We start from the raw sequence: 23,058 nt of genomic DNA, 5'->3' as shown, positions 1-23,058 counted from the left end.
CTTAAATCGTGCTTACATTGGTGATTTCGTCGTCGATCAACACCGTCGCATCGCCAAGCTGGTAGGACGCGTAGCCTTCGCCATCCTCGACCACCGTACCGGTGCGGGTTGCACCCGTGATGCGGACGCTGTCATCGCTGTTGCCCAGGACCTTTACGGTGTTGTCCTGACCGGTGAGCGCGACAATCTGCGCTTCGGTGATGGACAGAGAGGCTTCCTCGGTGAACTCCAGATCAATCGCGTCGATCTTCTTGCCGCCGATATTGGCCGCCAGTGTGACATTGCTCTGACTGGTGTTCGGATCATCGACGACGACGTAGGTGCCCGAGCTATTGCCCGCGCTGTCGGTCGCCGTCACCACCAGATGCGAGCCGTCGGGCACAACCTGATTGAAGCTATACGTGGTTTCCCCAGTGAAGCTGTTGTCCTGCGCGTTGAACGCCACACCCTGTGCGCCGGAATTGCCGCCCGTGGAGCTGACCTTGTCGATGGCGACGGTGTCGTCGGTCGTCTCAAGAACGATTCCGCGTACCGCCTGGCTTTGGTCGCGGGTGATCGCCGTCATGTCGGGCTCGTTGGGCGTGACCGTGTCGACCACCATGGTCTCGGTGATCGTCGCCGTGTTGCCCGCCGCGTCAGTGGCCGAGATGTTGATGGCGACGCTCTGGCCGTTCACGCTTGGGATCGCGCTTTCCGGCACGTTGACCGACCAGACGCCGCCCGCCGTTACCTGCGCGACCATCGCCATGCCGCCGATGGTGACCGTGACGCTTGACCCTTGCTCGACTTGGCCGGTCAGGACAAAGCCCTGCGCCGCTTCGGCCGCGTTGACCACGCCGTCCGGGCCACCCGGCTGCGACGTGCTGGTGAGCGGCACGACTTCGGTGTCGACTTGGAAGGTCTTGGATGTCGTTGCGGTGTTGCCCGCCGCGTCCTGTGTGCTGATCTGCGCGGTTGTGGTGTAGGTGCCGTCCGGCAAATCCATAGCCGAAAAGCTGACCGTCCAGTTGCCCATCGCGTCCACATTGGCAACACGGGTGATCCCCTCGACCGTCACCGAAAGCGATGCGCCCGGCTCGGTCGTGCCGCTAAGCGTCACGCCGTTGAACTGTTCGCTGTTGTTGACGATGTTGTCCGCCGTGACCGGGTTCGCGCTGACCTGAAAATTGCGCACGAAAGTGTCGACCATCACAGTATCGCTGCGAGTCAATTCATTGCCCGCCGCATCCACGGTATAGGCGGTGATCTGCGCTTCGTACTCGCCCGGGCGGATTTCGCCCGCGAGGTAGTTGGCGCGCCAGATGCCGGCCGCGTCGGTCTGGACCGTCTTGCTCACCCCATCGAGCGTCACATCCACAATCGCGTTCGGCGTAGAGGTGCCGGTGATCGTCACGCCATCGGACGCCTCGGCCTCATTCACCACGTCATCGCCTTCGATGGGCGCCGGGCTGATGGTCAGAAGGCCCGCGTCGGTGTCGAAGACGACCGACCGTGTTTCGACCGCCGTGTTGCCCGCAAGGTCGGTGGAGCTTGCCGTTAGCGTTACCGTCTGCTCGCCGCCCGGCAATTCGCCCGGCAGGAATGTCACGGTCCAGTTGCCCGCCGCATCCACCGAGCCTTCGCGCGATACACCGTCCAGCGTGATCGTCACGGACGCGCCCGGTTCCGTCGTGCCGGTTACGGTGAGACCCTGCTGCGCCTCGGCCGCGTTCACAACGCCGTCGGCGCCGCCCGCCTGCGACGTGATGTCGAAGTTGCGCACCCAGGTGTCCAATTCGACTTGCCCGGACGTGCTGCTGACATTGCCCACGCCATCCGTCGCCGTGGCGCTGATGGTCAGCATCTGTTCGCCCACCGGGAGCTCGGTGGCGATGAAGGTCACTGTCCAGTTGCCCTGCGCATCCACCAGCGCGGTGCGCGAATAACCGTTCATCTCGACCACGACGGTCGATCCCGGATCTGTCGTCCCGGTAATCTCAACCCCGTCCGTGCGTTCATCGGCGTTGATGATACCGTCGGTTTCAATCGTTGTGGTGTTGATCGTCACCCCCGACACGGTGTCGATCTCGATCCCGTCAGTGATCGTCGTGGAGTTGCCGAAGCTGTCCGTCGCGACGATCGAGATGTCGCTGACATACTCGCCACGCTGGAAGACAGAGCTTTCAAGGAACACCGACCAGCCACCCTGGGCATCGACGTCCGCCACATGGCTTACGCCGCCCACGATCAGAACCACGGATGCGCCGATTTCGGTCGTGCCGGTGACGGTCACACCGCCGTCGAATTCCACCTCGGTGACGATATCGCCCATGGAGGTCGTGCCGCCTGTCACGTTCACCACCGGTGGCGTCGTGTCGATGATCACCGTCGGACCCGTCAGCGGTGTCTCGGTGCCTTCACTGCCCGTGACGATGACAATCGCCGTGTAGGTGCCGTCCGCCGGGAAGTTGGGGCCCGAGAAGATCACCTCCCATGTGCCGTCCGACCCGGTGGTGGTTGTCTGCGTCTTGTCGCCGATGGTCACGACAACCGTATCGCCGTCGTTGGCCGTGCCGCTCACCAGGACCGTGCGATCTTCGTCGGTGAGGTCATCGCCGCCGATCTTGTATTCGCCGTCATCAACCGTCGGGGATTTCGGCCCGCCGCTGTCGCCGCCAGAGCCAACCAGCCCTCCGCCGCCATCACCGTCACCGTCTCCGTCGCCACTGATGATCGCCGCAGCCCCGGCCGCCGCTGCTCCGGCACCAAGCCAGGGCAACATGCCACCACCGGCCAGAAGACCGGCGGCCAGCATGGAGACACCGCCGTCGTCATCGCCAGCCACAACATCTGAGGCGATCACCTCGGCGCGGTCGTAAAAGATCAGCGCGTCATCGGGGGACCACTTGCCCCAGGCCGCCACGTCTCCGTATTGCGCGAACAAAACGCCGCCATCGCCTTCGGCAAACGCGACCTCGCTCAGCACCCCGTCGGTGCTGAGGAACAACCGGCCTCCGCCGCTTGCGTCAAAGTAGTTTTCAAGCACGATCACCCGGCCATCGGCCAACGTGATCTGCAGATCATTCCCGGCGCGGTCGTATCCGCGCATATCGGATCGATGAAGATTGAGAGAGATTTCGCGGCCGTTGCCAGCTTCGATCAGATACCCCTGATCACTTTCACCAATCACTCCACGTTCGATCGCACCCGCACGGGTACGGATGACGAAATTAATCGCATTCATAACAACACCGCTCTACCTCAAAGCCGCCCGTTTTCGGGTTCGGCATATTTTTGCTCTAAGGATTGCGTAGCCCAAAAAGTGTTGATCGCAAAGCGTGTTTTTCCGGAATGATTCGTTTTTTTCCTCGCAGATGCAGATTGTTGCGGGAAAAATACGGTCGAAATGTGGTCAAATCTGGGCAACCACCGCGTGGGATTTCGCCGCCTCCTGCGCCGCCAATCCCATGCGCACCGCCCATGCTCCGTCGGCAAGTGTGACCTCTGGCGTACCGCCGGTCCGCACCAGATCAAGGAAGCGCACATGCTGGTAAAAGGTCGACCCGTTGTGATCGCCCGCATCGAGGATTGTGGGGTCCACCGGGATATCGACCGCCTGCGGGCCTTTCGGGCTGCGCGGGCTCACGATGACCTGCGCCACAGGCGGCGCGCCCAGATGCGTGGGCCAGAACCGACCCGGCCCCGGAACAAAGGCTTCGATCTTGCCCGCAGGGCCGACGGCGCTGATCTCTTCCTGGTACTTCGACCCCTCGGCATACATGCACAGCTCCAGCATGGCCCGCGCGCCGTTGGCGAAATCGGCCATGACATAGCCCGTGTCCCAGATATCCGGCGTCTGTCCGTCGTAGGTTTCGTCAAGGTGATTGACCTCCTGCCCCGCGCTCGCACTGATGCGGATCGGGTCAGAGCCAAGGATCAGGCGCATCAGGTCGAAGAAGTGGCAGCACTTCTCAACCAGCGTGCCACCTGTATTTCGGTTGAACCGGTTCCAGTCGCCGACCTTGGGCAGGAAGGGAAAGCGATGTTCGCGGATGGTGAGCATCTTAACCCCACCTGTGGCGCGCTGCACCTGTTCGATCAGCACGTGGATAGGCGGCATGTAGCGATACTCCATCGCCACCCAGATCGGTGAGGGGTAGCTTGCCGCAATCGCCTCCACCCGCGCGATATCGACAGGGTCCGTGTAGAGCGGTTTCTCCATCAGAAGCGGCAGCGGGTTTGTCTCGGCAATCTGTTCGAGCGCATCGACATGGCAGTGGTTCGGACTGGCGACCAGCAGGCAATCGAGATCCGCAAAGGCCAGCAACTCGTCGATCGACGCACACAGCCGCGCATTTGGGGCTATTGCCTTGGCGGCGTTGGACATGATCTCGTCCGGTTCAAAGATCGCTGCCACGCGCGCTCCGTCCAGCAACGCGATATTGCGCAGGTGCTCCTGCCCCATCATGCCGCATCCGATGATGCCGTAATTGATGATGTCCATGATGGTCCTTCAGGTGATGCGCGCCACGTAGGTGGCGACGTCAGTGTTGATCCAGTTCCACGAGGCCTCGGCAGCCAGACCGTCCGGGCCGTAGCTCAGACGCGTGGCGCGCATGCAGGGCTGTCCCGGCGCCTGCCCGAAAGCATCCGGCGCCCAGTCCGGCACGGTCGACAGGCCCAGCCGGTCTTCCGCCTTGGTGATCCAGAGCCCCAGCGACTCGCGGTAGTAGAGATACAGCGACTCGCGCAGAGCATCGGCGTCGATTGTTTCGGCGTAGCTGCCGTCGAGCCAGATCTCCTCAAGCACCGCCGGCACATCGTTCAGCCGCCGCAAACGCCGGATGCGGTGACCTTCGTTGCTCTGTCCGAAAGACGGCAAATCGTCAGGTTTCGGCAAGCGGTCCACCGAGAGCAGATCCGCTGTCGGCAAGCCGCCGCCGTCCAGCAGTTCGACCCGGAAGAAGGCGTAGACCGATTGCGTATCCTCTTGCGCACACACATAATTCCCGGAGCCCTGCACCCGCTCCAACAAGCCGAGGCCCGTCAGTTCATCCAGCGATTTGCGCAAAGTGCCAACAGAGATTCCAAGCCGCGCCGCCATGTCCCGCTCGGGCGGAAGGCGTTCCCCATCGACCAATCGACCCGCCTGAATATCGCGGATCAGCAATTCGCTGATCTGGACATATTTCGGCAGGGCGTGGGTGTCGGGCATTTCGGGACCAAAAATTGATACACTATTGATCTACATTTTTGACGGTGCTACGCAAGACAAAATGATGCGCGTCGGAGACACCTTATGACCATCGTCCCCATCACCTCGCCGGACCTCGACGCGGCCGAGGTGTCATGGTTCGCCGCGCTCTGTTCCGACGACTACCAGTTCCTTGGCGTACCGGACGGCACCCTGCGATCCAGCTGGGCGCATTGTTCGGGCATCGTGAAAGAGGCGGAGGCTCAAGGCTTCCGCAACATCCTCTGCCCGTCCTCCTATCAGGTCGGTCAGGACACGCTGTCCTTCGTCGCGGGATGCGCGCCGATCACGGACAAGATCAACATGCTGGCCGCCGTGCGCTGTGGTGAGATGCAGCCGATCATGCTCGCCCGCACCATCGCCACCCTCGACCACATGCTCGAAGGTCGTCTGACGGTGAACATCATCTCGTCGGATTTCCCGGGCGAAAAGGCGGACAGCGCTTACCGCTATCAACGCTCGCGCGAGGTGGTGGAGATCCTGAAACAGGCCTGGACACAGGACGAAATCAACTATCAGGGTCAGGTCTACCAGTTCGAGGGCCTGACCACCGATCCGGCGAAACCGTACCAGACCGGCGGGCCACTCCTCTATTTCGGCGGCTACTCCCCGGCGGCGCTCGAACTCTGCGGTCAGCATTGCGACGTCTACCTGATGTGGCCCGAGCCGAAAGACGCGTTGACGCAGCGCATGAAGGATGTGCATGCCGTGGCGGAACGGTATGACCGGACGTTGGACTACGGCCTGCGCGTGCATGTCATCGTTCGCGATACCGAGGCCGAGGCGCGGGAATATGCGCAATATATCGTGTCCAAGCTCGACGACGCACAGGGCCAGACGATCCGCGAACGCGCGTTGGACGCGACCTCGCTCGGGGTATCGCATCAGGCGAAGAACCGCGAATTGGCGGATATGGAGGGGTTTGTCGAACCGCATCTGTGGACCGGCGTGGGACGTGCGCGGTCAGGCTGCGGCGCGGCGCTGGTCGGGTCTACCGATCAGGTGCTGAGCGAATTGGAAGAGTACCAGAAGATGGGCATCCGGGCTTTCATCCTGTCAGGCTATCCGCATCTGGACGAGTGTCGGCATTTCGGCAGCCGGGTGTTGCCGCAGCTGAAAACCTGTTCGCTGCCAGAGGCGTATGGCCGCGTTCCGGCCAGCGCTCCGATGACACCACTCGGTGTGGGAGAGCGCCGCTGATGCCCCTCCATCATACACCAGAATTTAATTTTGAGCGCCCAGATTCTTCTCCGAAGAATCTGTTTGGCTCTGCAGAAAAAAAAATTGCTGCCGAAGGTATGAGCATGGATCGCGTAAAACTGAACGACACTCTGGAACTCAGCCGCCTTGTCTACGGCATGTGGCGCTTGGGGGATGATGCCGACACCTCTGCCGGGCATATCCAGAACAAAATTGGCGCCTGCCTCGACCAGGGCATCACGACGATGGATCAGGCCGACATCTATGGCGGGTATGAGGCCGAAGAGATCCTCGGCAACGCGCTCACGCCCGAATTGCGCAACCGGATCGAGATCGTCACCAAATGTGACATCGTCGCTCCGGTGGGCCGCTATGCGGACGCGAAGGTCAAGCATTACGATACCTCGCGCGCGCATATCCTGGCGTCGGTCGAGCACTCGCTGCGGCTGATGAAGATCGACCATATCGACCTGTTGCTGATCCACCGTCCCGACCCGTTCATGGACCATTTTGAGACGGGCAGCGCGCTGGACGAAGTGGTCGCCAGCGGCAAGGTGCGCGCGGTCGGCGTGTCGAATTTCCGTCCGTGGGACTGGGACCTGCTGCAATCGGCGATGACCACCAAACTGGTCACCAACCAGATCGAGATCAGCCTGCTGCATCACGCGCCCTTCACCAATGGAGACATCGCCTTCCACCAGATGCACGGCCAACCGCCGATGGCGTGGTCGCCTCTGGGGGGCGGTGCGCTGTTTCAGGATGAGAGCCTCGCGTCGCTGCGGACCGCTTTGACAGCGATCGCGCAAGAACAGGATGTCGATATGGGCGCCGTGGCGGTTGCGTGGCTCTTGGCACACCCGGCGCGCATTCTACCTGTGCTCGGCACCAATAATCTGGACCGCATCAAACGCATCGGCGATGCTGCACAGGTCCAGATCGACCGGGAGACATGGTTTGACCTCTACACCCACGCGCTTGGCCGCGAAGTCGCCTGACGATCCGATGAGCGATATGACCCATAGCTTCGACCCTTCGGTAGAGAACAGCCGCGCCTTCCGTGACGCGCTGGGTCAATACGCGACGGGTGTGACGGTCATCACCTGCAATACGTCGTCGGGGCCTTTGGGGATTACGGCGAACAGCTTTGCCAGCGTGTCGCTCGATCCGCCTCTGGTGCTGTGGTCACCGGCCAAATCATCAAGTCGTTACCCGTTCTTCATGGCTGCCGATCACTTTGCGGTCCACGTCATCGGAGCCGAGCAGGAGACCCTTTGCAGCGGGTTCGCGCGCAGCGGCGATGCATTTGACGCGATCGACTGGGAACCGGGCCTGCACAACGTGCCGCTCATCAACGGCTGCCCAAGTCGCTTCGAATGCACCAAGACCGCCGAACACGATGGCGGCGACCATTCCATCATCATCGCCCGCGTGACGCGTGTCAGCACGCACCCGGGCGAACCGCTTTTATTCCACGCCGGACGCTACGGAGGGTTTACTCAGACGTCATAATCGGCCCCAATAAACGGAACAACACGACGGGGCCCACCGCCCTGAGGAGAGCGGTGAGGGACAGGGAGGAGGCCAGTCATGGCCATATTGCTTTGGCTGTTGAAGCCTTTGGAAATCGTGCTCGACGTCGTCCTGCGCATTGGTCGCGGAGTTGCGATTGTCGCGATTACCGTGATGGTGCTGGCAATCCTGTTGCAGGTGTTCTTCCGCTACGTTCTGGGCAACGCCCTCCCCTGGCCAGAAGAACTGGCGATTTTCCTGATGCTGTGGATGACCGCCGCCATCGCCCCTTCGGCTTACAGACGGGGTGGTTTCGTCGCGCTTGAGATCGTCTCCGCCGCTTTGCCGAAGATGGCCGCAACCGTCCTGAGCCTTGTCCTGCTCCTGATCTCCGGCGTTGTGCTGGCTTTTGGCGTCGAGATGGGGTGGGGCGAGATCACCAGCCTTGCCGGCAAATTCAAGAGCGCCTCGCTTTACTACCCCACGAGCGACGGCTGGGAAAAGATGCCGAACAGCTGGCAGATCGCGTCATTCGTGACCGGTCTGGTCCTGCTCTTTGTCGTGAACATCGAGCTGATCCTGCGCGCGCTCGTCACGCTGTTTGGCGGTGAAAATCAGCTCCGGTCCGCGCTCGACGCGGAAATGACGGCGGAGTAGCGCGATGCTGGTTTGGTTCCTTCCGCTTTTCCTGCTCTTCCTGATGATCGGCCTGCCAGTCTTCTTCGGCATGCTCGCAGCCCCCGGCATTATGCTCTGGCTCAACGGTCAGGAACGCGACCTGATCCTGCTTTACCGCAATGTCTACAACGGCATGGCGTCTTTCCCTCTGATGGCGATCCCGTTCTTCATGCTGGCGGGAGAGCTGATGAACCGGGGCGGCATCACGATGCGGCTGGTGGAGTTCTCTCAGGCCATGATGGGCCATTTCCGGGGCGGGCTGGCGCATGTGAACGTGCTGTCGTCGATGCTCTTTGCGGGTCTCTCCGGCTCGGCTGTCGCGGACACCTCTGCGCTTGGATCCATGCTGATCCCGGCGATGGAGAAAGAGGGCTACACCCGCAAATTCGCCGCTGCCATCACCGCGGCTTCGTCGGTGATCGGCCCGATCATCCCACCCTCGGGCATCATGATCATCTACGCTTATGTCATGGGCGAGTCCGTCGCAGCCCTGTTTCTCGCTGGCATCGTGCCGGGCATCCTCGTGGGCGTTGGGCTCATGCTGATGATCAAGTTCCAGGCGGACCGCTACGACTTCCCCGCCTCCCGACAGAAAGCAACCTGGGGTGAACGTGGACAGGCGTCGCTCAAGGCGTTCTTCCCGCTGATGACGCCTGTCATCATCCTGGGCGGTATCCTAGCTGGCGTCTTCACACCGACCGAGGCCGCCGCCGTGGCTGTGGCCTATGCGGTGATCATCGGGATGTTCGTCCTCAACACGCTGAAGCTGTCGGACCTGCCCGACGTGCTGATGCGCGCGGCGATGACCTCGGCTGTCGTTCTGTTGCTCGTCGGTGCCGCGATGGCGTTCAAGACGGTGGTGTCTTTGTCGCACACGCCCGAGATCCTCGCCGAATTCGTACTGGGGCTCAGCCAGAACCCGCTGGTTCTCTTGTTCCTGATCAACCTGCTCTTGTTTGTTGTCGGCATGTTCCTCGATGCTGGTCCCGCGATCATCATCCTCGGGCCGATCCTTGGGCCAATCTTCGTGGACCTCGGCGTCGATCCCATTCACTTTGCCATCATCATGTCGGTGAACCTGACCGTCGGCCTTGCCACTCCGCCGATGGGCTTGGTGCTTTTCGTTGCGTCCAGCGTTTCGGGCGAGCGGGTCGAGACCATTTCCAAGGCGATCCTGCCCTTTCTCTTCATCGAGATCGTCGTGATCTTCCTCATCACCTTCATTCCGGAGATTTCCATGACCATTCCGCGCCTGACCGGGTTTGCGGACTGATAACCTGCGGGGACCCACCCCGTGTAACCGACCAAAATAGAAGCGACAGGGAGAACCAAATGCTCAAAGGTCTGACAACAGCGGCACTGACGGCCGCCCTTCTGGCGGGGTCCGCCATCACCGCGGCGGCGCAGGATTTCACGATCCGCGCGACCGCGAACTCCAACGAGAATGACGAGGACTATGACGGTCTGATCGTCTTCAAAAACCATGTCGAGAACGCCTCGAACGGGCGCATCGCGGTTGAGCTGTTTATCGGCACGCAGCTGTGTTCCGGTGGCGCGGAATGCCTTCAGGGCGTCTCGGACGGGTCCATCGACGTGTTCGTGACCACCTCGGGTGGTGCTGCGGGCATCTTCCCGTACGTTCAGGTGCTCGACCTGCCGTACCTCATGTCGGATGACCGCGTGGCGGAGCATGTGCTGTCGGGCGACTTCACCCGCACGATGCGCGAGATGGCGCTTGAGGACTCCGGCGACACGATCCGCATCATGACCATCGGCAACACCGGCGGCTGGCGCAACTTTGCCAACACGCAGCGCCGGGTGCAGATGCCGTCCGACCTTGAGGGTTTGAAAATCCGCACCGTGGTCGCCGATCTGCCGCAGGAAGTGGTGAAAGCGCTGGGCGCAGCACCGACGCCGATCTCCTGGCCGGAGCTATTTACATCCTTCCAGACGGGTGTGGTTGACGGATCGAAGAACGGCATCACCGACATCATGGGCATGAAGTTCCCGGATGCGGGCCTGCAATACGTGACGCTGGACGGCCACGCCTATATGGGCGCGATCTGGGTGATGAACAACGCGAAGTTCATGGAGATGCCCGAGGACCTGCGCCGCGTTGTCGTCGATGGCTTTGCCGCGCTCCAGCAGGCGACCTTCGCCTCGCCGAAGCGCAAGTCGATCCAGGCGTATCAGGACTTCGTCGCAGGCGGCGGTGACCTCTATGTGCCGACACCGGAAGAGAAAGCAGCCTTCCGCGACGCGGCGGCGCCGGTGTTTGACTGGTTCCAGGAGAACGTCGATGGCGGTCCGGAAATCTACCAGGCGCTGACCGAAGCGGTTGCCGAAGCCGAGGCCGAGTTGAACGCGGCCTACGAGGCCGACCTGAACTAAGCACGAACCTGTGCCATGACGACGCCCCTGCCCTCACCGGCGGGGGCGTTTTCTATTCGGCCGTCCGGGCGGTGGCGACGACGTCCTGCCACGCGTCCTTGTCGGCCTTGCGCAACCGGTCGAGCGCGGCGACGGCATCGTCTTTGAACGACGCTTTGCTCTCGTCTTTGATCGCTTCGATCTCTGTGACCAGCGTGTCGATCTCGGGCAGCGGCGTGTCGGTGGCCTTGGACAGGGTCTGCAGCGCTTCGAGTATCTTGCCAAGCTGTTTGCCATAGCTCGCCACTTCGGTCTGGACCTTGTGTTCGATCTCGGGGATGCCCTGAATGTCGGGCGAGAAGAACCGCGGGGTGATCTCCTGCGTCACGTCCCCGGAAAACGGCGCGCGGAACATCGGGGCCCAGATGTCGAAAGGGGTCAGCATATCAATGTCTCCATGTGCAATGGAGGCAGCGTTGCCCCGCACGCGCGGCCTGTCAATTTCGACAGGGCACGACACGGGGGATTGGCCGCTGGGGAAGGCCCCATCGGGTATCATTTAAGCAGTGGTGTTCGAGAAGAAGCGGCGCCGCCCTTATGGGTCTGACAGTTCTCTCAACGTCCCCGAGTCAACGGGCGACCTGTACCCTGGGTCTCAGGGCCTGTTCGGAAACCGGTCTCTCATGGTCAGCCTTCCGGCATGTGAGAGGGTGTCATGGTCGTGGTCGCGGCATGGGAGTGACCCTTCCCGCTCAAAGCGCTTTGTGGCGGGAGGTCTAGGGGATGGAGGGTTAACGCCTTCGATATGCACCGCGCGGTGGCACGTCTTTTCGAAAAGACGTCCCCCGAGCCTTCGTAGGCTCGGACGCTCCCCCGGGAGGAGCCGCGCATCGCCGACGCGCGCGGGGGCGATCCGACGGTCGAGCGGCGTGGTTTATCTCTGCCAAATCCGAAGAATGGTTGTGCTGCGCCCTGCCCCACCCAAATCGCCGCCGCGTTGGGGCGCGTCGGCGATGCGCGGCGGGCTACGCCCGCTGTTTCGCGCGAGATACTCGGTGCGTACAGCGCAATTGACACGGAGTCTTGGTACATCGATTGTCGGGTAATTGGCAGGATGGATGTGTGAGAGAACTATGAAAGAGCTACTATTCGAGAACCCTAACATTTTTCAAGCAGATGACCGAGTGAGGCTAGTTGATTCACATAATCAACAACCACTTTCATTGCGATGCCCGCACTGCCTGCATGTCGGAACATTTGGAGCAATTCGTGAAGGTCTTGGGTGGACAAAGTATCAAATTGATCATTCGCGGACCAAAGGCCGAAGTATGTACGGTTTTATCCGCGTGTGTCCCAACACAGAATGCAATGGCATTGTATTCACGGTATCGTCTGGCACAGATTACGTGAATGTATCGCCACCCGAATTGATCGACTTCGACGCAAAAAACCTTCCCAAAAAATTACTGAGCACGCTTGAGGAGGCAATATCCTGTCATGCGGCAAAAGCTTATCGCGCTTCTGCAATGATGGTTCGCCGCCTCTTGGAGGAAATTTGCGATGAAAGCGGCGCAGAAGGAAAAGACCTTCATACCAGGCTTGTTTCACTTCGCTCGAAGGTCACACTGCCAGATGAATTGTTCGATGCAATGACTGAGTTGAAAGCCTTAGGAAACGATGCGGCGCACATCACAGCTAAGAATTATATTCAGATTGGAAAAGATGAATCGGAGGACTCCATTGAACTTGCCAAAGAAATTCTAAAGGCACGTTATCAACTGAAAGGTTTAGTAGATCGCTTACGTGCTCGAAAAGCGAAATCCAGTGATGCGAAATGAGCGATCAACTACTAAGAATTACCAGAGCAACCCGCCACACCCCCACCACTTGCCCCCGCCCGTCCAATCCGCAACACTCACCGGAACGGGTAGAGCCAGACCCGGTAGTCATCCACGAGCTGTTGCGCATGGTCTATTTGTTCCGGCGTCATTTTCTTGACCACTTCCTCGACCGAGATCGCGGCGTCGGGGTCGCCTCCGATGGTGCTGAGTTGGTACCAGAGGAACGCGCGGACGAGGTCGGGAGCGGGCAGGCCGAGGCCCGTTTCATAGTACCAGCCGATGCCCGATTGCGCGCCGGGGTGGCCCTTCATCGACGCGCGGAGGTACCAGTCGAAGGCGCGGACGTGGTCCTGTTCGACACCAAGCCCCAGCGCGTACATGACGCCGATCAGTTCCTCGGCCTCGGCATTGCCCGAGCGGGCGGCGGGCCAGAGGGCGGTGCGGGCCTCTTCAAAGCGGCCCTCCTCCATCAGGTCGCGCGCCTCTTCCAGATCGGCCAGCGCGGGCGTGGCGAGCACAAGCGCGGCGGCAAGGGGGCGAAGAAACGTCATGTCGGTCTGCTCTGCGGTCTGACTTTGGCCGCGCCCGCTGCGCTGGCGCAGCCGATCACGGCGGAGGATTTCATCGCCTTCGATGCGGATCAGGCGCGGATTGGTCAACTGCTTTTTTACGACAAGATCCTGAGCGGGAACCGCAATATCTCGTGCGGGACGTGCCATCACCATGACATGGGCGGGACGGATGGTCTGTCGCTGGGGATTGGCGAGGGCGGTGTCGGTCTGGGGCCGGATCGTGTGCCCGGTGACGGGGCAGACGCGATCCGCAAGCGCATCCCGCGCAACGCGCCCGCGCTGTGGAACCTGGGGCACAAGGACGTGCGGGTGATGTTCCATGACGGGCGGCTGGAGCCGTCGGATCTCTATGGCAACGGGTTCGACAGCCCCGCAGAGGAGTGGTTGCCGCAGGGCTTGGGATCGCTTCTGGCGGCGCAGGCCCTGTTCCCGATGACGGCGCAGTTCGAGATGGCGGGGAACACGGGCGAGAACGAAGTGATCGGGGCGGTGCATGACCGGATCGATCTGGGCTGGCCGATCCTTGCCAAGCGGGTGCGGACGATCCCGGAATATGGCGAGATGTTCGTCGCCGCGTTCGACCATATCGAGACGCCCGGGCAGGTGACGATTGTCGAGATTGGCAATGCTCTGGCCGCGTTTATCGGGACGGAATGGGCGAATTACGACAGCCCCTATGATGATTTTGTGCGGGACGGCACGCCCTTGCCCGCGGCGGCGGAGCGCGGGCGGCAGTTGTTCTTTGGCACGGCGGGGTGCGCGCAATGCCATAACGGGCCGCTCTTCACAGATCAGGCGTTTCACGCAGTGGGCCTGCCCGCCTTTGGCCCGGGGCGGACCCGGCAGTGGGACCCGATCCCGCGCGATGTGGGGCGGATGGGCGCGACGGACGATCTGGAGGATGCCTACCGGTTCCGCACCCCATCCCTGCGCAACGTGACGCTCACCGCGCCTTATGGGCATAACGGGGTCTACGCGGACCTGCGCGACATGGTGCGGCACATGGCCGATCCGCTGGCGGCGCGGGCGGAGTGGACGCCGGAGAAGGCCCGGCTGCCGGACGTGCCGTGGTTGCAGGAGATCGACTTTGTCATCCAGACGGACACGCTTGAGATGGCACGGCAGGCGGCGTTTCTGGACTTGCGTCCGGTGACACTGAGCGAGGGGGACGTGGACGATATCGTCGCGTTTCTGGAGGCCCTCACGGGCAAAACCGCGTTGCAGCGGCCGTTGGGACGACCGGAGACGGTGCCAAGCGGATTGCCGGTGGATTAGCCCCGACGGCCCGAGGGCAATCGGTTCTCGACGACGCGGGTTGCTGCGGTCTAGGCTCGCGGCTGCAACCGGGGATCATCTGCCATGCAGTACCATCATCTTTTCGCCGACACCGACGGCGAAAGCCATTGGGACGATGTTGATATCGCGCTGCAGGAACGCGTCTTCGCGCCGCCCGCGAAAGACATAGAGATCTCGGACGGCACCCCGGTGACCAGCCAGCTGTTTCTGCGGTTGCGGTCCGGGTGGGACGAACCGATCCATCCGACCCCGGTGAAGCAGATGCTGATTTGCCTGAGGGGGCGCGTGGCCGTGACGGCGAGCAATGGCGCGCGGCGCGAGATCGGGCCGGGCGACCTTTGGCTGATGGAGGACAAACACGGCAAAGGCCACCACACGCGCGTGATCAGCGATGACGACTTCGAATGCGTGATTGTGCAGTACGAATGACCCGGCCGCCAATCAGGACGCCTTCAGAAACTCGCGGATGATGGGTTCTTTGGTTGGCTTTTTCGCCAGCTTCGTCAGCAGTTTCGAAAGTTCGGGTTCCGCGATCCGCTTGGCGGCGCCCTTGGCGCTGAACCATTTGCGTTTTCGCTCCGACCGCTCTTTCCAGTTGGATTTCAAACGCTCGACCATCATCGGGTAGACATCGACCTTGCACATGACCGACACGCCCTTGCTGAGCTTCTTGCGGTAGGTGTAGCTGCCGATGATGTCGTGGCTGATATAGCCGACCGCGCCGGCCTCTTCGAGCGCTTCGATCTCGGCCGCGGCCCAGGGTTTTTTGCCGTTCATCGTCCACCCCTTGGGCATGATCCAGCGACCCGTATCCCGGGACGTGACCATCAGAACCTGGAACTTTCCGCTCTTTGTCCACCTGACCGGTAGAGCCGCAATCTGCTTGGCAACTTTCGCCATGAATCTGCACACAATTTGTTGTTATTATACCTGCCTGACGCACAAGATACGTCAGAAATGTACTTTCTGCAAATTAACGTATGATGACCGGCTACTGGTTAAAGGCCTGAGACCCGTTTGAGATGCGCCAGAACGTCGTCCACGCCTTCGTCATGGCGGATGGCGGCAAAGACAAACGGGCGGCCTTCGCGCATCTTTGTGGCATCGCGGTCCATCACTTCGAGCGATGCGCCGACATGAGGCGCGAGGTCGGTTTTGTTGATCACAAGAATGTCTGAGCGCGTGAGAGCTGGGCCACCCTTGCGCGGGATTTCTTCCCCCGCCGCGACGTCGATCACGTAAAGCGTCACGTCGGCCAGTTCCGGGCTGAAGGTGGCGGACAGGTTGTCGCCGCCGGATTCGATCAGCACCACTTCGACGTCGGGATGGCGTTTCACCATTTCGGCCACGGCAGCGAGGTTGATGGATGCGTCCTCTCGGATTGCCGTGTGCGGACAGCCGCCCGTTTCCACACCGATCACGCGGTCCTGTGGCAGGATCTGCATCCGCATGAGCGCTTCGGCATCTTCCTGTGTGTAGATATCGTTGGTGATCACGCCCACCGAATGCGTGTCTTTCAACCGCTTGGCGAGCGCGGCGGTGAGCGAGGTTTTCCCCGCACCGACCGGGCCGCCGATACCAACGCGAAGGGGTCCGTTGCGGGATGTCATGTGCGGAATATCCTTGGTGAGAGCGTTTCGTGGCGCATGGTGGCGATGTCGGCAGCAAAGCTTTGGCTGCAAATGTCGTCAAGCGTGCTCTCGCGGGTCTGCCGGGCGATGTCCGAGCAAAGCGGTGCGAGCGCGGCGACGATCCGTTGCGCCTCGGTCTGGCCCAGAGCCATCAGGCGCTGGCTGGCTGCGACAACCGTGCTGACCCAGGCATGGAGGTACATCTGCACGGCGGTTTCGATCGGCAGGGACAGCGCGCGCACTCCAACGCCGAGCGCGACCGGGTAGGCCACGTCGTCGATCTGCACACCCCAGTTTGCGCGCAGTTGCTGGCAGAAGGCAGAGCCAAGCGCGTCGACCTCAAGCAGACGCTCGCGGCTGGGGCAGAGGGCGCGTGCCGTGGCATCGACATGCTGGACCTCGTCGGACGTGGCCGCAACATGTATCAGGATTGCGTCCACGTACCCGGTTCCGTCCTGCAGCATGTCGGTCAGCCAGTCTTCGAGGCTTGTCGGTGTTACCAGCTGGTCGGCAATGGCCTGCTCCAGGCCACTGGAATAGGCGAAGGCCCCGACGGGAAATCCGGGGGACAGCCATTGGGCCAACGTCAGGATCGGGTCAGTGCGCGTGGGAATGGGTCCGCCCATGACCGTAGGCTCCTCCTTCGGGTGTGAACGGTTCGACCTTTTCGGTGATCGTGGCCCCCAGCTTGGTCAACATATCGCGGATCACGTGGTCGGGTTGGATCAGCAGGCGGTTGGCTTCGACCTGGCACGGCGTGTGACGGTTGCCGATGTGCCATGCCAAGCGCACAAGGTTGTCACCGGTGATCTCAAGAAGCGGTTCGGGGGCGGCGATGACTTCGATCTCGCGCCCGTCTTCGAGGATGAGCGCCCCGCCGTGGTCGAGTGATGTGGTCTTTTCCAGATCAAGCAGGAAGTCGAGGCCGCCATCGGTTTGCAGCATACGGCGGCGGAGGAAGCGGGCCTCGTAGCTGAGCGAGATGCGATCAGCGGGGGTGCCGTGGGTGTGGTTGTGGTAGGTGGAGGCTGTGAGCATGTCCGTCCTCAACACATGCGATGTGACGCGTCCGACCGGGCGGGTGCGGGACGCGCCCGCGTTTCGCCGTAGGCGAACCTGCGGTTCGACGGAACGGGCGGTCGCGTCACGTCGCTTCGCGAGGCGGGGTTCAAGTGCGACCTGAACATCAAAACAGAAAATATCGCTGCGCCATGGGAACAACTTCTGCCGGTTCACAGACGAGAAGTTCACCATCGGCGCGGACTTCATAGGTCTCGGGGTTCACTTCGACTTTGGGTGTTGCGGTGTTCAGCTTGAGGTCAGATTTCCCGATCCCGCGCGTCTTTCGTACGGCAAGCGTTTTCTTGGCCAACCCCAGGCTGTTTCCGATACCATCAGCAAAGGCTGCCTCTGACACGAAGGTCACAGCGGAATGCTCGACGCTCCGCCCATAGGCGCCCCACATGGGTCGGGAATAGACTGGCTGCGGTGTCGGGATGGAGGCGTTCGGGTCACCCATCTGCGCGCAGGCGATGGTGCCCCCAAGCAAGACCATTTCCGGTTTCACGCCGAAGAACGCGGGCGACCAGAGGCAGAGGTCCGCGCGTTTGCCTTCCTCGATGCTGCCGATCTCGTGACTGATGCCGTGCGCGATGGCCGGGTTGATCGTGTATTTCGCGATGTAGCGGCGCACGCGCATGTTGTCGTTGTCACCGGTTTCGTCCGGCAAAGCGCCACGCTGCTTCTTCATCTTGTCGGCGGTCTGCCAGGTGCGGATGATCACCTCACCCACGCGGCCCATCGCCTGACTGTCGGACGCGATGATGCTGAACGCGCCCATGTCGTGCAGGATGTCTTCAGCCGCAATCGTCTCGCGCCGGATGCGGCTTTCGGCAAAGGCGATGTCCTCGGGAATGGATTTGTCGAGGTGGTGACAGACCATGAGCATGTCGAGATGCTCTTCCAGTGTGTTCACTGTAAACGGGCGCGTCGGGTTGGTCGAGGACGGCAGAACGTGTTCTTCGCCGCAGATCTTGATGATGTCGGGTGCGTGCCCGCCGCCTGCCCCTTCGGTGTGGAAGGCGTGGATCGTGCGGCCCTTCATGGCGTTGACGGTGTGTTCGACGAAGCCCGACTCATTCAGCGTATCGGTATGGATCATCACCTGCACGTCCATCGCGTCAGCGACTGAGAGGCAGCAATCGATAGCGGCAGGCGTTGTGCCCCAATCCTCATGTAGCTTGAGCGCGCAGGCGCCCGCCTTGACCTGTTCTTCCAGCGCGGCGGGCAGCGAGGCGTTCCCCTTGCCCGCAAAGGCGAGGTTCATCGGGAAGGCATCGGCGGCCTGCAACATGCGGCCAATGTGCCACGGGCCGGGGGTACAGGTGGTCGCCAAGGTGCCATGTGCCGGGCCGGTGCCGCCGCCGAGCATTGTGGTCAGACCGGAGTGCAGCGCATCCTCGATCTGCTGTGGGCAGATGTAATGGATGTGGCTGTCAAACCCGCCTGCGGTGAGGATACGCCCCTCGCCCGCGATGGCCTCTGTGCCGGGGCCGACAATGATATCGACGCCCGGCTGAGTGTCAGGGTTGCCCGCCTTGCCGATCTTGTGGATGCGCCCGTCGCGCAGGCCGACATCGGCCTTGTAGATACCGGTGTAGTCCACGATCAGCGCGTTGGTGATGACGGTGTCGACCGCGCCCTCGGCCCGTGTGGCCTGCGACTGCCCCATGCCGTCGCGGATGACCTTGCCACCGCCGAACTTGACCTCTTCTCCGTAGATCAGCGCGTTGCCACCCGAGCCGCCGCTCGTCGCCGCTCCGACCGCTTCGGCGGTCAGGTCGCGCTCAACCTCGATGATGAGGTCTGTATCTGCCAGACGCAGCTTGTCGCCCACGGTGGGACCGAACATCGCGGCGTAGTCGGCGCGTTTGATTTCTGCTGGCATGTCAGAACCTCTTGAGGCCGCGTCGGGTGAGGCGCTTGTGATTGTAGTAGGTCGCTCGGCGGATCGGCTTGATCGCAGCAGCTGCGACCACGTCCGGCGTATTCCCCGCGATCGCCGCCAGCGAGGCATCCGTCGACCCTTTTACAAAGGCGAAGACCTTCTCGTTCAGCATCCGGCTGTTTTCGGTTTTCGGTACGGACCAGACGCCCATGGCACCCAGAAGACGCATGGCGATGACACCGTGCGCCTCTGCCAGGACAAACCCCATTTGCATGGCATTGGCCCAGTAATCCATCGCTGTAACAACTTTGGGCATCAGAGATCTCCCATGATTTGCTGGTTGAACCCGATCACCCGGCGCGCACCGCCGAAGGGGATGAGCTGCACCTCGCGGCGCTGACCCGGTTCAAACCGGACGGCGGTGCCGGGCGCGATGTCGAGACGGTGGCCCCGCGCGGCATCGCGGTCGAAATCGAGCGCCGGATTGGTTTCGGCGAAATGGTAGTGACTGCCCACCTGCACCGGGCGGTCGCCGGTATTGGCGACTATCAGGGTGATCGCTTCTCGGTCGGGATTGAGGGTCAACGTCCCCTCCGCCGGAAAAAGCTCTCCGGGGATCATCTGCGCGACCTCACCTTTGCTGCAGCGAGACCGCCTGCAACGGCGAGCACAGCCAAAGCGCCGACGATCACAAGCCAGGACGCACCATCGTGCGGATGGACATGCGCCCCGGGATGCGCGGATGCGGCGGTGGCGGTCAGCAGGAGGCTGGGGAGTACAAGGTGCTTCATGGTCTTCTTCTCTTTCAAAAATCTGGAAAATTTCAGCGGATGGGATTGTGGACCGTGACGAGCTTCGTGCCGTCCGGGAAAGTGGCTTCGACCTGAACCTCATGGATCATCTCGGGCACACCTTCCATGCATTGGTCGCGGGTGATGACCTGCGCGCCCGCCTGCATCATGTCGGCAACGGAGCGGCCGTCGCGCGCGCCTTCGACCACGGCGTCGGTGATGAGCGCGATGGCTTCGGGGTGGTTGAGTTTCACGCCGCGCGCGAGCCGCTTGCGGGCCACCTCGGCGGCCATCGCGATCAGCAGTTTATCCTTTTCGCGGGGGGTCAGGTTCATACGTCACAGTCTCCAGGAGCGCGGCAGGGTGTCGCCGCTTAGTCGTTCGAGGATGGGGATCAGGGTGCGGCGCAGCTCGAACCCATCGGGCGCGAGCGCGCGCAGGACGAGGCAGCCGTCATGAACGAGCGATACGCCCGCTGTGTTGGGCAGGTCGGCGCGGATCGGGTCGATGTGCCGGTCCGCGTCGGGCGCGGCGTAGACGACCAGCGCCATCGCGCGCGCGCCGCCGCCGACTGCGGGCTTGTCGAGCTTGGCGGCAATGTCACCGGTCAGACGCGTTGTGTCCTTGAAGATCACCGTGTCGCCCCGGCGAATGGTGAGGTCATCGAGAAGGCTCGCCTCCGTCACGACCTCACCCATGGCAAGGCGACCGAAGAGCACCGGCTCGACGATCAGGGCGTGGGCCTCTGGCGCCATGTCGACCCTCAGCGACCGGCGCAAGGCGCCGTTCTGAAAGAGGATCGTCTCTTGCGGCAACCAGTCGATCCGACCGCCCTCGGCCACGGTCAATGTATTGCGGACACGCGCAAAGCGGGCGTCCGGGCTGCGGTAGACGCGTTCGGCGGCTTGTGTGGTCAGGCGCAGTCGCGCGTGCGATTGGGCATCGGCCTGAATGGCCAGCGTATCGCCGCCGGTCAGCCCACCGGACGTGTTCAGGATGATCCCCTCGACCGCGTCCCGCGCCGGGGTCATCAGCACCTTGGCAGATCCCTGCTGACGCAGATCGGCGATGGCGGACGCGCCCGCGCCACGCGACTTCGCGGCGATGTGCAGCGTGCCATGCGAGCGCGGCGGTTGGATCGTCAAGGTGGTCACGTGTGTCATGTCGCTCGGACGCTAGCAGCGCCGTTTGGGACTGTCCCTTGCCGATTGCGCAGATCTGATCGACAGAGGCGAATTGCCTCGCGAAATTTGACCGATTCCGCTCTCAAGTGATTAATTTTTGAACAGATCTGGTCTGATCGCCTGTCAGATGGGCGCAATCCCAGCGGTGGCTGTCACGCAGGAGAGTCGCAATCCGGCAACTGACGCAAAACCATGTCGCGCGAGGGGCGCACCTGTTCTGGGAGGTCCTGCAATACGTCGTCGACCACTTCCGCGCTCTGGGCGGCGACATCGCAGGAGTAGTCAGAGAACGCCCGGTCAGGGTTCGCCGCCTGCCACGCTTCGTAATCCTGCGCCTCGAAAGCGATAGCGGCGGCACCGCCGAGCACCGGAACGGCAACGATCATCCGGCGCAGGCGCGCCTTGGCTTTGGCTTTGGACACGGCTTGCGCCACCTCCTTGCGGTGCTTGACTGCCGAAGCAGCAGCGCTGGCACTCAACGTGGCGACCTGCGCGCTGAGTGTCAGCGCCTGAATGCCAAGTGCAACCGTACTGATCGCAAGTGCGCCGCAGAGCCAAAACAGCACAACGGTCGAGCGCAAGACCCTGAAGAGGCGCATCACCGAAGGCTCTGTAACAGGGCTTGCGACGGCGTTCCGGTCACGGGCAGACCGCGACTTTGCTGATAGGCGCTGATCGCGGCTTCGGTATTGCGCCCGATCACACCATCCGCACCGCCGGTGTCGAATCCGCGCGCGGTGAGGCGTTGCTGCAAGGCGATGCGATCCGCCTTGGTGAGCCCGTTTGCATCTGGTGGGAACGGCGTACGGAGGGGTCCTGCGCCACGAATGCGGTCAGACAGGTGGCCGACGCCAATCGCGTACGCATCGGAGTTGTTGTAGCGCTTAATGACGCCGAAGTTGCGCGTCGTGCTGAATCGCGGGCCGCCCGGCTGCGGCTGAAGCGATCCGGAGGCGGATTCGCCGCCCCAGCCAAGGCCGCGCTGCCAGCCGTTGCGCTGCAGATAGGCAGCGGCGGAGGCAAGTGCGTCGCTGGGGTCGTCCGACCAGATGTCGCGCCGCCCGTCGCCAGTGTAGTCAACGGCGAATTGCAGGTATGACGTCGGGATGAACTGGGTATGACCCATCGCGCCCGCCCAGCTTCCTGTCATGCGGGGCGCGGTGATGTCGCCGTTTTGCAGAATGCGCAGCGCGGCGATGAGTTGTTGCTCGAAGAACCGCCCGCGCCGCCCGTCGAAGGCGAGCGTCGAGGTGGACGAGATCACCGGCACCTGCCCGCGCCGTTCGCCGTAGAAGCTTTCCAGCCCCCAGATCGCGCAGATGATGTAGGCATCGACGCCGTAGCGGTCTTCGAGCGCGTTCAGGGTTCCGCGATGGCGGGCAAAGGCGGCGCGCCCCTTTTGAATACGCTCGTCGGAGGTTGCGATGGAGAGGTAGTCTTCAAGGCTGCGCCGGAACTCTGTCTGGTTGCGGTCGCGGGTCACGACGCCGGGTAGGAAACCCGTGCCCCTGAACGCTGCAGCGAGAGTGCTTTGCGAGATGCCCTGCCCAACCGCGCGGCCTCTGAACGACGCGACCCAGGCGTCGTAGCCCGAGTTCGGGACCGGGCGCAGGTCGGCTGGTATACCCGTGGGGCTGTTGGATGTCACCGTGCTGCTCACGCCCCCGGAGCACGCGGAAAAGCCAAAGCCCAGAAGGCCAAGGCCGAACTGTCGTCTGTTGATCTGCATCGGTCTGCCCGCCTCTGCCTGTTTTGCCTCATTCTGCGCCAGCATTGGCTTTGGTTCAATGATCTCATGACCGAGGC

The 23,058-nt window shown here is 62.2% G+C and carries 26 protein-coding genes; 9 read left to right on the top strand and 17 right to left on the bottom strand.

Going from position 1 to position 23,058, the window contains the following annotated elements; all coding sequences use genetic code 11:
• Nucleotide 1 precedes the first annotated feature (1 nt).
• The 3 genes from BUA42_RS17630 to BUA42_RS17620 form a co-directional block, all read right to left on the bottom strand.
• Nucleotides 2-3,223: an Ig-like domain-containing protein gene (locus BUA42_RS17630; protein ID WP_072779635.1), complete on the bottom strand. Its 3,222-nt coding sequence runs from the start codon at nt 3,221-3,223 to the stop codon at nt 2-4.
• Between the two features lie 168 nt (nt 3,224-3,391).
• Complete coding sequence (locus BUA42_RS17625; protein WP_072779634.1) at nt 3,392-4,483, bottom strand: Gfo/Idh/MocA family protein; 1,092 nt, start codon at nt 4,481-4,483, stop codon at nt 3,392-3,394.
• A gap of 9 nt (nt 4,484-4,492) precedes the next feature.
• A complete protein-coding gene (locus tag BUA42_RS17620; RefSeq protein WP_072779633.1) occupies nt 4,493-5,194 on the bottom strand; it encodes a GntR family transcriptional regulator in 702 nt (233 codons plus the stop codon).
• Between the two features lie 84 nt (nt 5,195-5,278).
• Here BUA42_RS17620 and BUA42_RS17615 point away from each other — a divergent pair, with 84 nt between their 5' ends.
• The 6 genes from BUA42_RS17615 to BUA42_RS17590 all read left to right on the top strand — a co-directional run bounded on the left by BUA42_RS17615 (nt 5,279) and on the right by BUA42_RS17590 (nt 11,011).
• The gene (locus BUA42_RS17615) at nt 5,279-6,433 is read left to right on the top strand and encodes an LLM class flavin-dependent oxidoreductase (protein WP_072779632.1); all 1,155 of its coding nucleotides are present in this window, start codon (nt 5,279-5,281) and stop codon (nt 6,431-6,433) included.
• 104 nt (nt 6,434-6,537) lie between these two features.
• Complete coding sequence (locus BUA42_RS17610) at nt 6,538-7,428, top strand: aldo/keto reductase (RefSeq protein WP_072779679.1); 891 nt, start codon at nt 6,538-6,540, stop codon at nt 7,426-7,428.
• 7 nt (nt 7,429-7,435) lie between these two features.
• Nucleotides 7,436-7,942: a flavin reductase family protein gene (locus BUA42_RS17605; protein ID WP_072779678.1), complete on the top strand. Its 507-nt coding sequence runs from the start codon at nt 7,436-7,438 to the stop codon at nt 7,940-7,942.
• Between the two features lie 78 nt (nt 7,943-8,020).
• Nucleotides 8,021-8,599 (top strand): TRAP transporter small permease, encoded by a 579-nt coding sequence (locus BUA42_RS17600; RefSeq protein WP_072779631.1) that lies wholly within the window; start codon nt 8,021-8,023, stop codon nt 8,597-8,599.
• Nucleotides 8,600-8,603: 4 nt separating this feature from the next.
• Entirely contained in the window at nt 8,604-9,893 is a 1,290-nt protein-coding gene (locus BUA42_RS17595) for a TRAP transporter large permease (RefSeq protein WP_072779630.1), read from the top strand.
• A gap of 59 nt (nt 9,894-9,952) precedes the next feature.
• Nucleotides 9,953-11,011 (top strand): TRAP transporter substrate-binding protein, encoded by a 1,059-nt coding sequence (locus BUA42_RS17590; RefSeq protein WP_072779629.1) that lies wholly within the window; start codon nt 9,953-9,955, stop codon nt 11,009-11,011.
• Between the two features lie 52 nt (nt 11,012-11,063).
• Here BUA42_RS17590 and BUA42_RS17585 read toward each other — a convergent pair whose 3' ends face one another.
• Nucleotides 11,064-11,435 (bottom strand): hypothetical protein, encoded by a 372-nt coding sequence (locus BUA42_RS17585; RefSeq protein WP_072779628.1) that lies wholly within the window; start codon nt 11,433-11,435, stop codon nt 11,064-11,066.
• Nucleotides 11,436-12,123: 688 nt separating this feature from the next.
• Between BUA42_RS17585 and BUA42_RS17580 the strand changes: the two genes are divergently transcribed.
• Nucleotides 12,124-12,828, top strand: coding sequence for a DUF4145 domain-containing protein (locus tag BUA42_RS17580; protein ID WP_084066282.1), 705 nt, complete (start codon nt 12,124-12,126; stop codon nt 12,826-12,828).
• 77 nt (nt 12,829-12,905) lie between these two features.
• On the opposite strand, the gene BUA42_RS17575 is transcribed toward BUA42_RS17580, so the two are convergent.
• The gene (locus BUA42_RS17575; RefSeq protein ID WP_072779675.1) at nt 12,906-13,382 is read right to left on the bottom strand and encodes a tetratricopeptide repeat protein; all 477 of its coding nucleotides are present in this window, start codon (nt 13,380-13,382) and stop codon (nt 12,906-12,908) included.
• A gap of 18 nt (nt 13,383-13,400) precedes the next feature.
• Between BUA42_RS17575 and BUA42_RS17570 the strand changes: the two genes are divergently transcribed.
• On the top strand, nt 13,401-14,678 hold the full coding sequence (locus tag BUA42_RS17570) for a cytochrome-c peroxidase (protein WP_072779676.1): 1,278 nt from the start codon (nt 13,401-13,403) through the stop codon (nt 14,676-14,678).
• A gap of 84 nt (nt 14,679-14,762) precedes the next feature.
• Nucleotides 14,763-15,128, top strand: a complete 366-nt coding sequence (locus tag BUA42_RS17565; protein WP_072779627.1) for a cupin domain-containing protein — start codon at nt 14,763-14,765, stop codon at nt 15,126-15,128.
• 12 nt (nt 15,129-15,140) lie between these two features.
• Here BUA42_RS17565 and BUA42_RS17560 read toward each other — a convergent pair whose 3' ends face one another.
• The 12 genes from BUA42_RS17560 to BUA42_RS17510 form a co-directional block, all read right to left on the bottom strand.
• Nucleotides 15,141-15,527, bottom strand: a complete 387-nt coding sequence (locus BUA42_RS17560) for an NUDIX hydrolase (protein ID WP_483869261.1) — start codon at nt 15,525-15,527, stop codon at nt 15,141-15,143.
• A 170-nt stretch (nt 15,528-15,697) separates the two neighbouring features.
• On the bottom strand, nt 15,698-16,309 hold the full coding sequence (gene ureG, locus BUA42_RS17555) for an urease accessory protein UreG (RefSeq protein WP_072779625.1): 612 nt from the start codon (nt 16,307-16,309) through the stop codon (nt 15,698-15,700).
• Entirely contained in the window at nt 16,306-16,956 is a 651-nt protein-coding gene (locus BUA42_RS17550; RefSeq protein ID WP_072779624.1) for an urease accessory protein UreF, read from the bottom strand. The genes ureG and BUA42_RS17550 overlap by 4 nt, the downstream gene beginning before the upstream one ends.
• Nucleotides 16,928-17,368, bottom strand: a complete 441-nt coding sequence (locus tag BUA42_RS17545) for an urease accessory protein UreE (protein WP_072779623.1) — start codon at nt 17,366-17,368, stop codon at nt 16,928-16,930. Before BUA42_RS17545 ends, BUA42_RS17550 begins: the two co-directional genes overlap by 29 nt.
• Before the next feature lie 148 nt (nt 17,369-17,516).
• Nucleotides 17,517-19,277: an urease subunit alpha gene (gene ureC / locus BUA42_RS17540; protein ID WP_072779622.1), complete on the bottom strand. Its 1,761-nt coding sequence runs from the start codon at nt 19,275-19,277 to the stop codon at nt 17,517-17,519.
• A gap of 1 nt (nt 19,278) precedes the next feature.
• Nucleotides 19,279-19,593, bottom strand: coding sequence for a hypothetical protein (locus tag BUA42_RS17535; RefSeq protein ID WP_072779621.1), 315 nt, complete (start codon nt 19,591-19,593; stop codon nt 19,279-19,281).
• Complete coding sequence (locus BUA42_RS17530) at nt 19,593-19,898, bottom strand: urease subunit beta (protein ID WP_072779620.1); 306 nt, start codon at nt 19,896-19,898, stop codon at nt 19,593-19,595. The genes BUA42_RS17535 and BUA42_RS17530 overlap by 1 nt, the downstream gene beginning before the upstream one ends.
• Nucleotides 19,895-20,068: a hypothetical protein gene (locus tag BUA42_RS21235; protein ID WP_178346927.1), complete on the bottom strand. Its 174-nt coding sequence runs from the start codon at nt 20,066-20,068 to the stop codon at nt 19,895-19,897. Before BUA42_RS21235 ends, BUA42_RS17530 begins: the two co-directional genes overlap by 4 nt.
• Nucleotides 20,069-20,100: 32 nt before the next feature.
• Nucleotides 20,101-20,403 carry an urease subunit gamma gene (locus BUA42_RS17525; RefSeq protein WP_072779619.1) on the bottom strand — a complete coding sequence of 101 codons (303 nt, stop codon included), beginning with the start codon at nt 20,401-20,403 and terminating at the stop codon, nt 20,101-20,103.
• Between the two features lie 3 nt (nt 20,404-20,406).
• On the bottom strand, nt 20,407-21,231 hold the full coding sequence (locus BUA42_RS17520) for an urease accessory protein UreD (RefSeq protein ID WP_072779618.1): 825 nt from the start codon (nt 21,229-21,231) through the stop codon (nt 20,407-20,409).
• Nucleotides 21,232-21,404: 173 nt separating this feature from the next.
• Nucleotides 21,405-21,851 (bottom strand): hypothetical protein, encoded by a 447-nt coding sequence (locus tag BUA42_RS17515; RefSeq protein ID WP_072779617.1) that lies wholly within the window; start codon nt 21,849-21,851, stop codon nt 21,405-21,407.
• A complete protein-coding gene (locus BUA42_RS17510) occupies nt 21,851-22,981 on the bottom strand; it encodes a lytic murein transglycosylase (protein ID WP_072779674.1) in 1,131 nt (376 codons plus the stop codon). Before BUA42_RS17510 ends, BUA42_RS17515 begins: the two co-directional genes overlap by 1 nt.
• Nucleotides 22,982-23,058: the final 77 nt, after the last annotated feature.

Origin of the sequence: Marivita hallyeonensis, assembly GCF_900129875.1 — a bacterium.
GTDB classification, from domain to species: Bacteria; Pseudomonadota; Alphaproteobacteria; order Rhodobacterales; family Rhodobacteraceae; genus Marivita; species Marivita hallyeonensis.
Note: the sequence above shows the minus strand (reverse complement) of the source record. Positions and strands in the feature narration are given on the sequence as shown.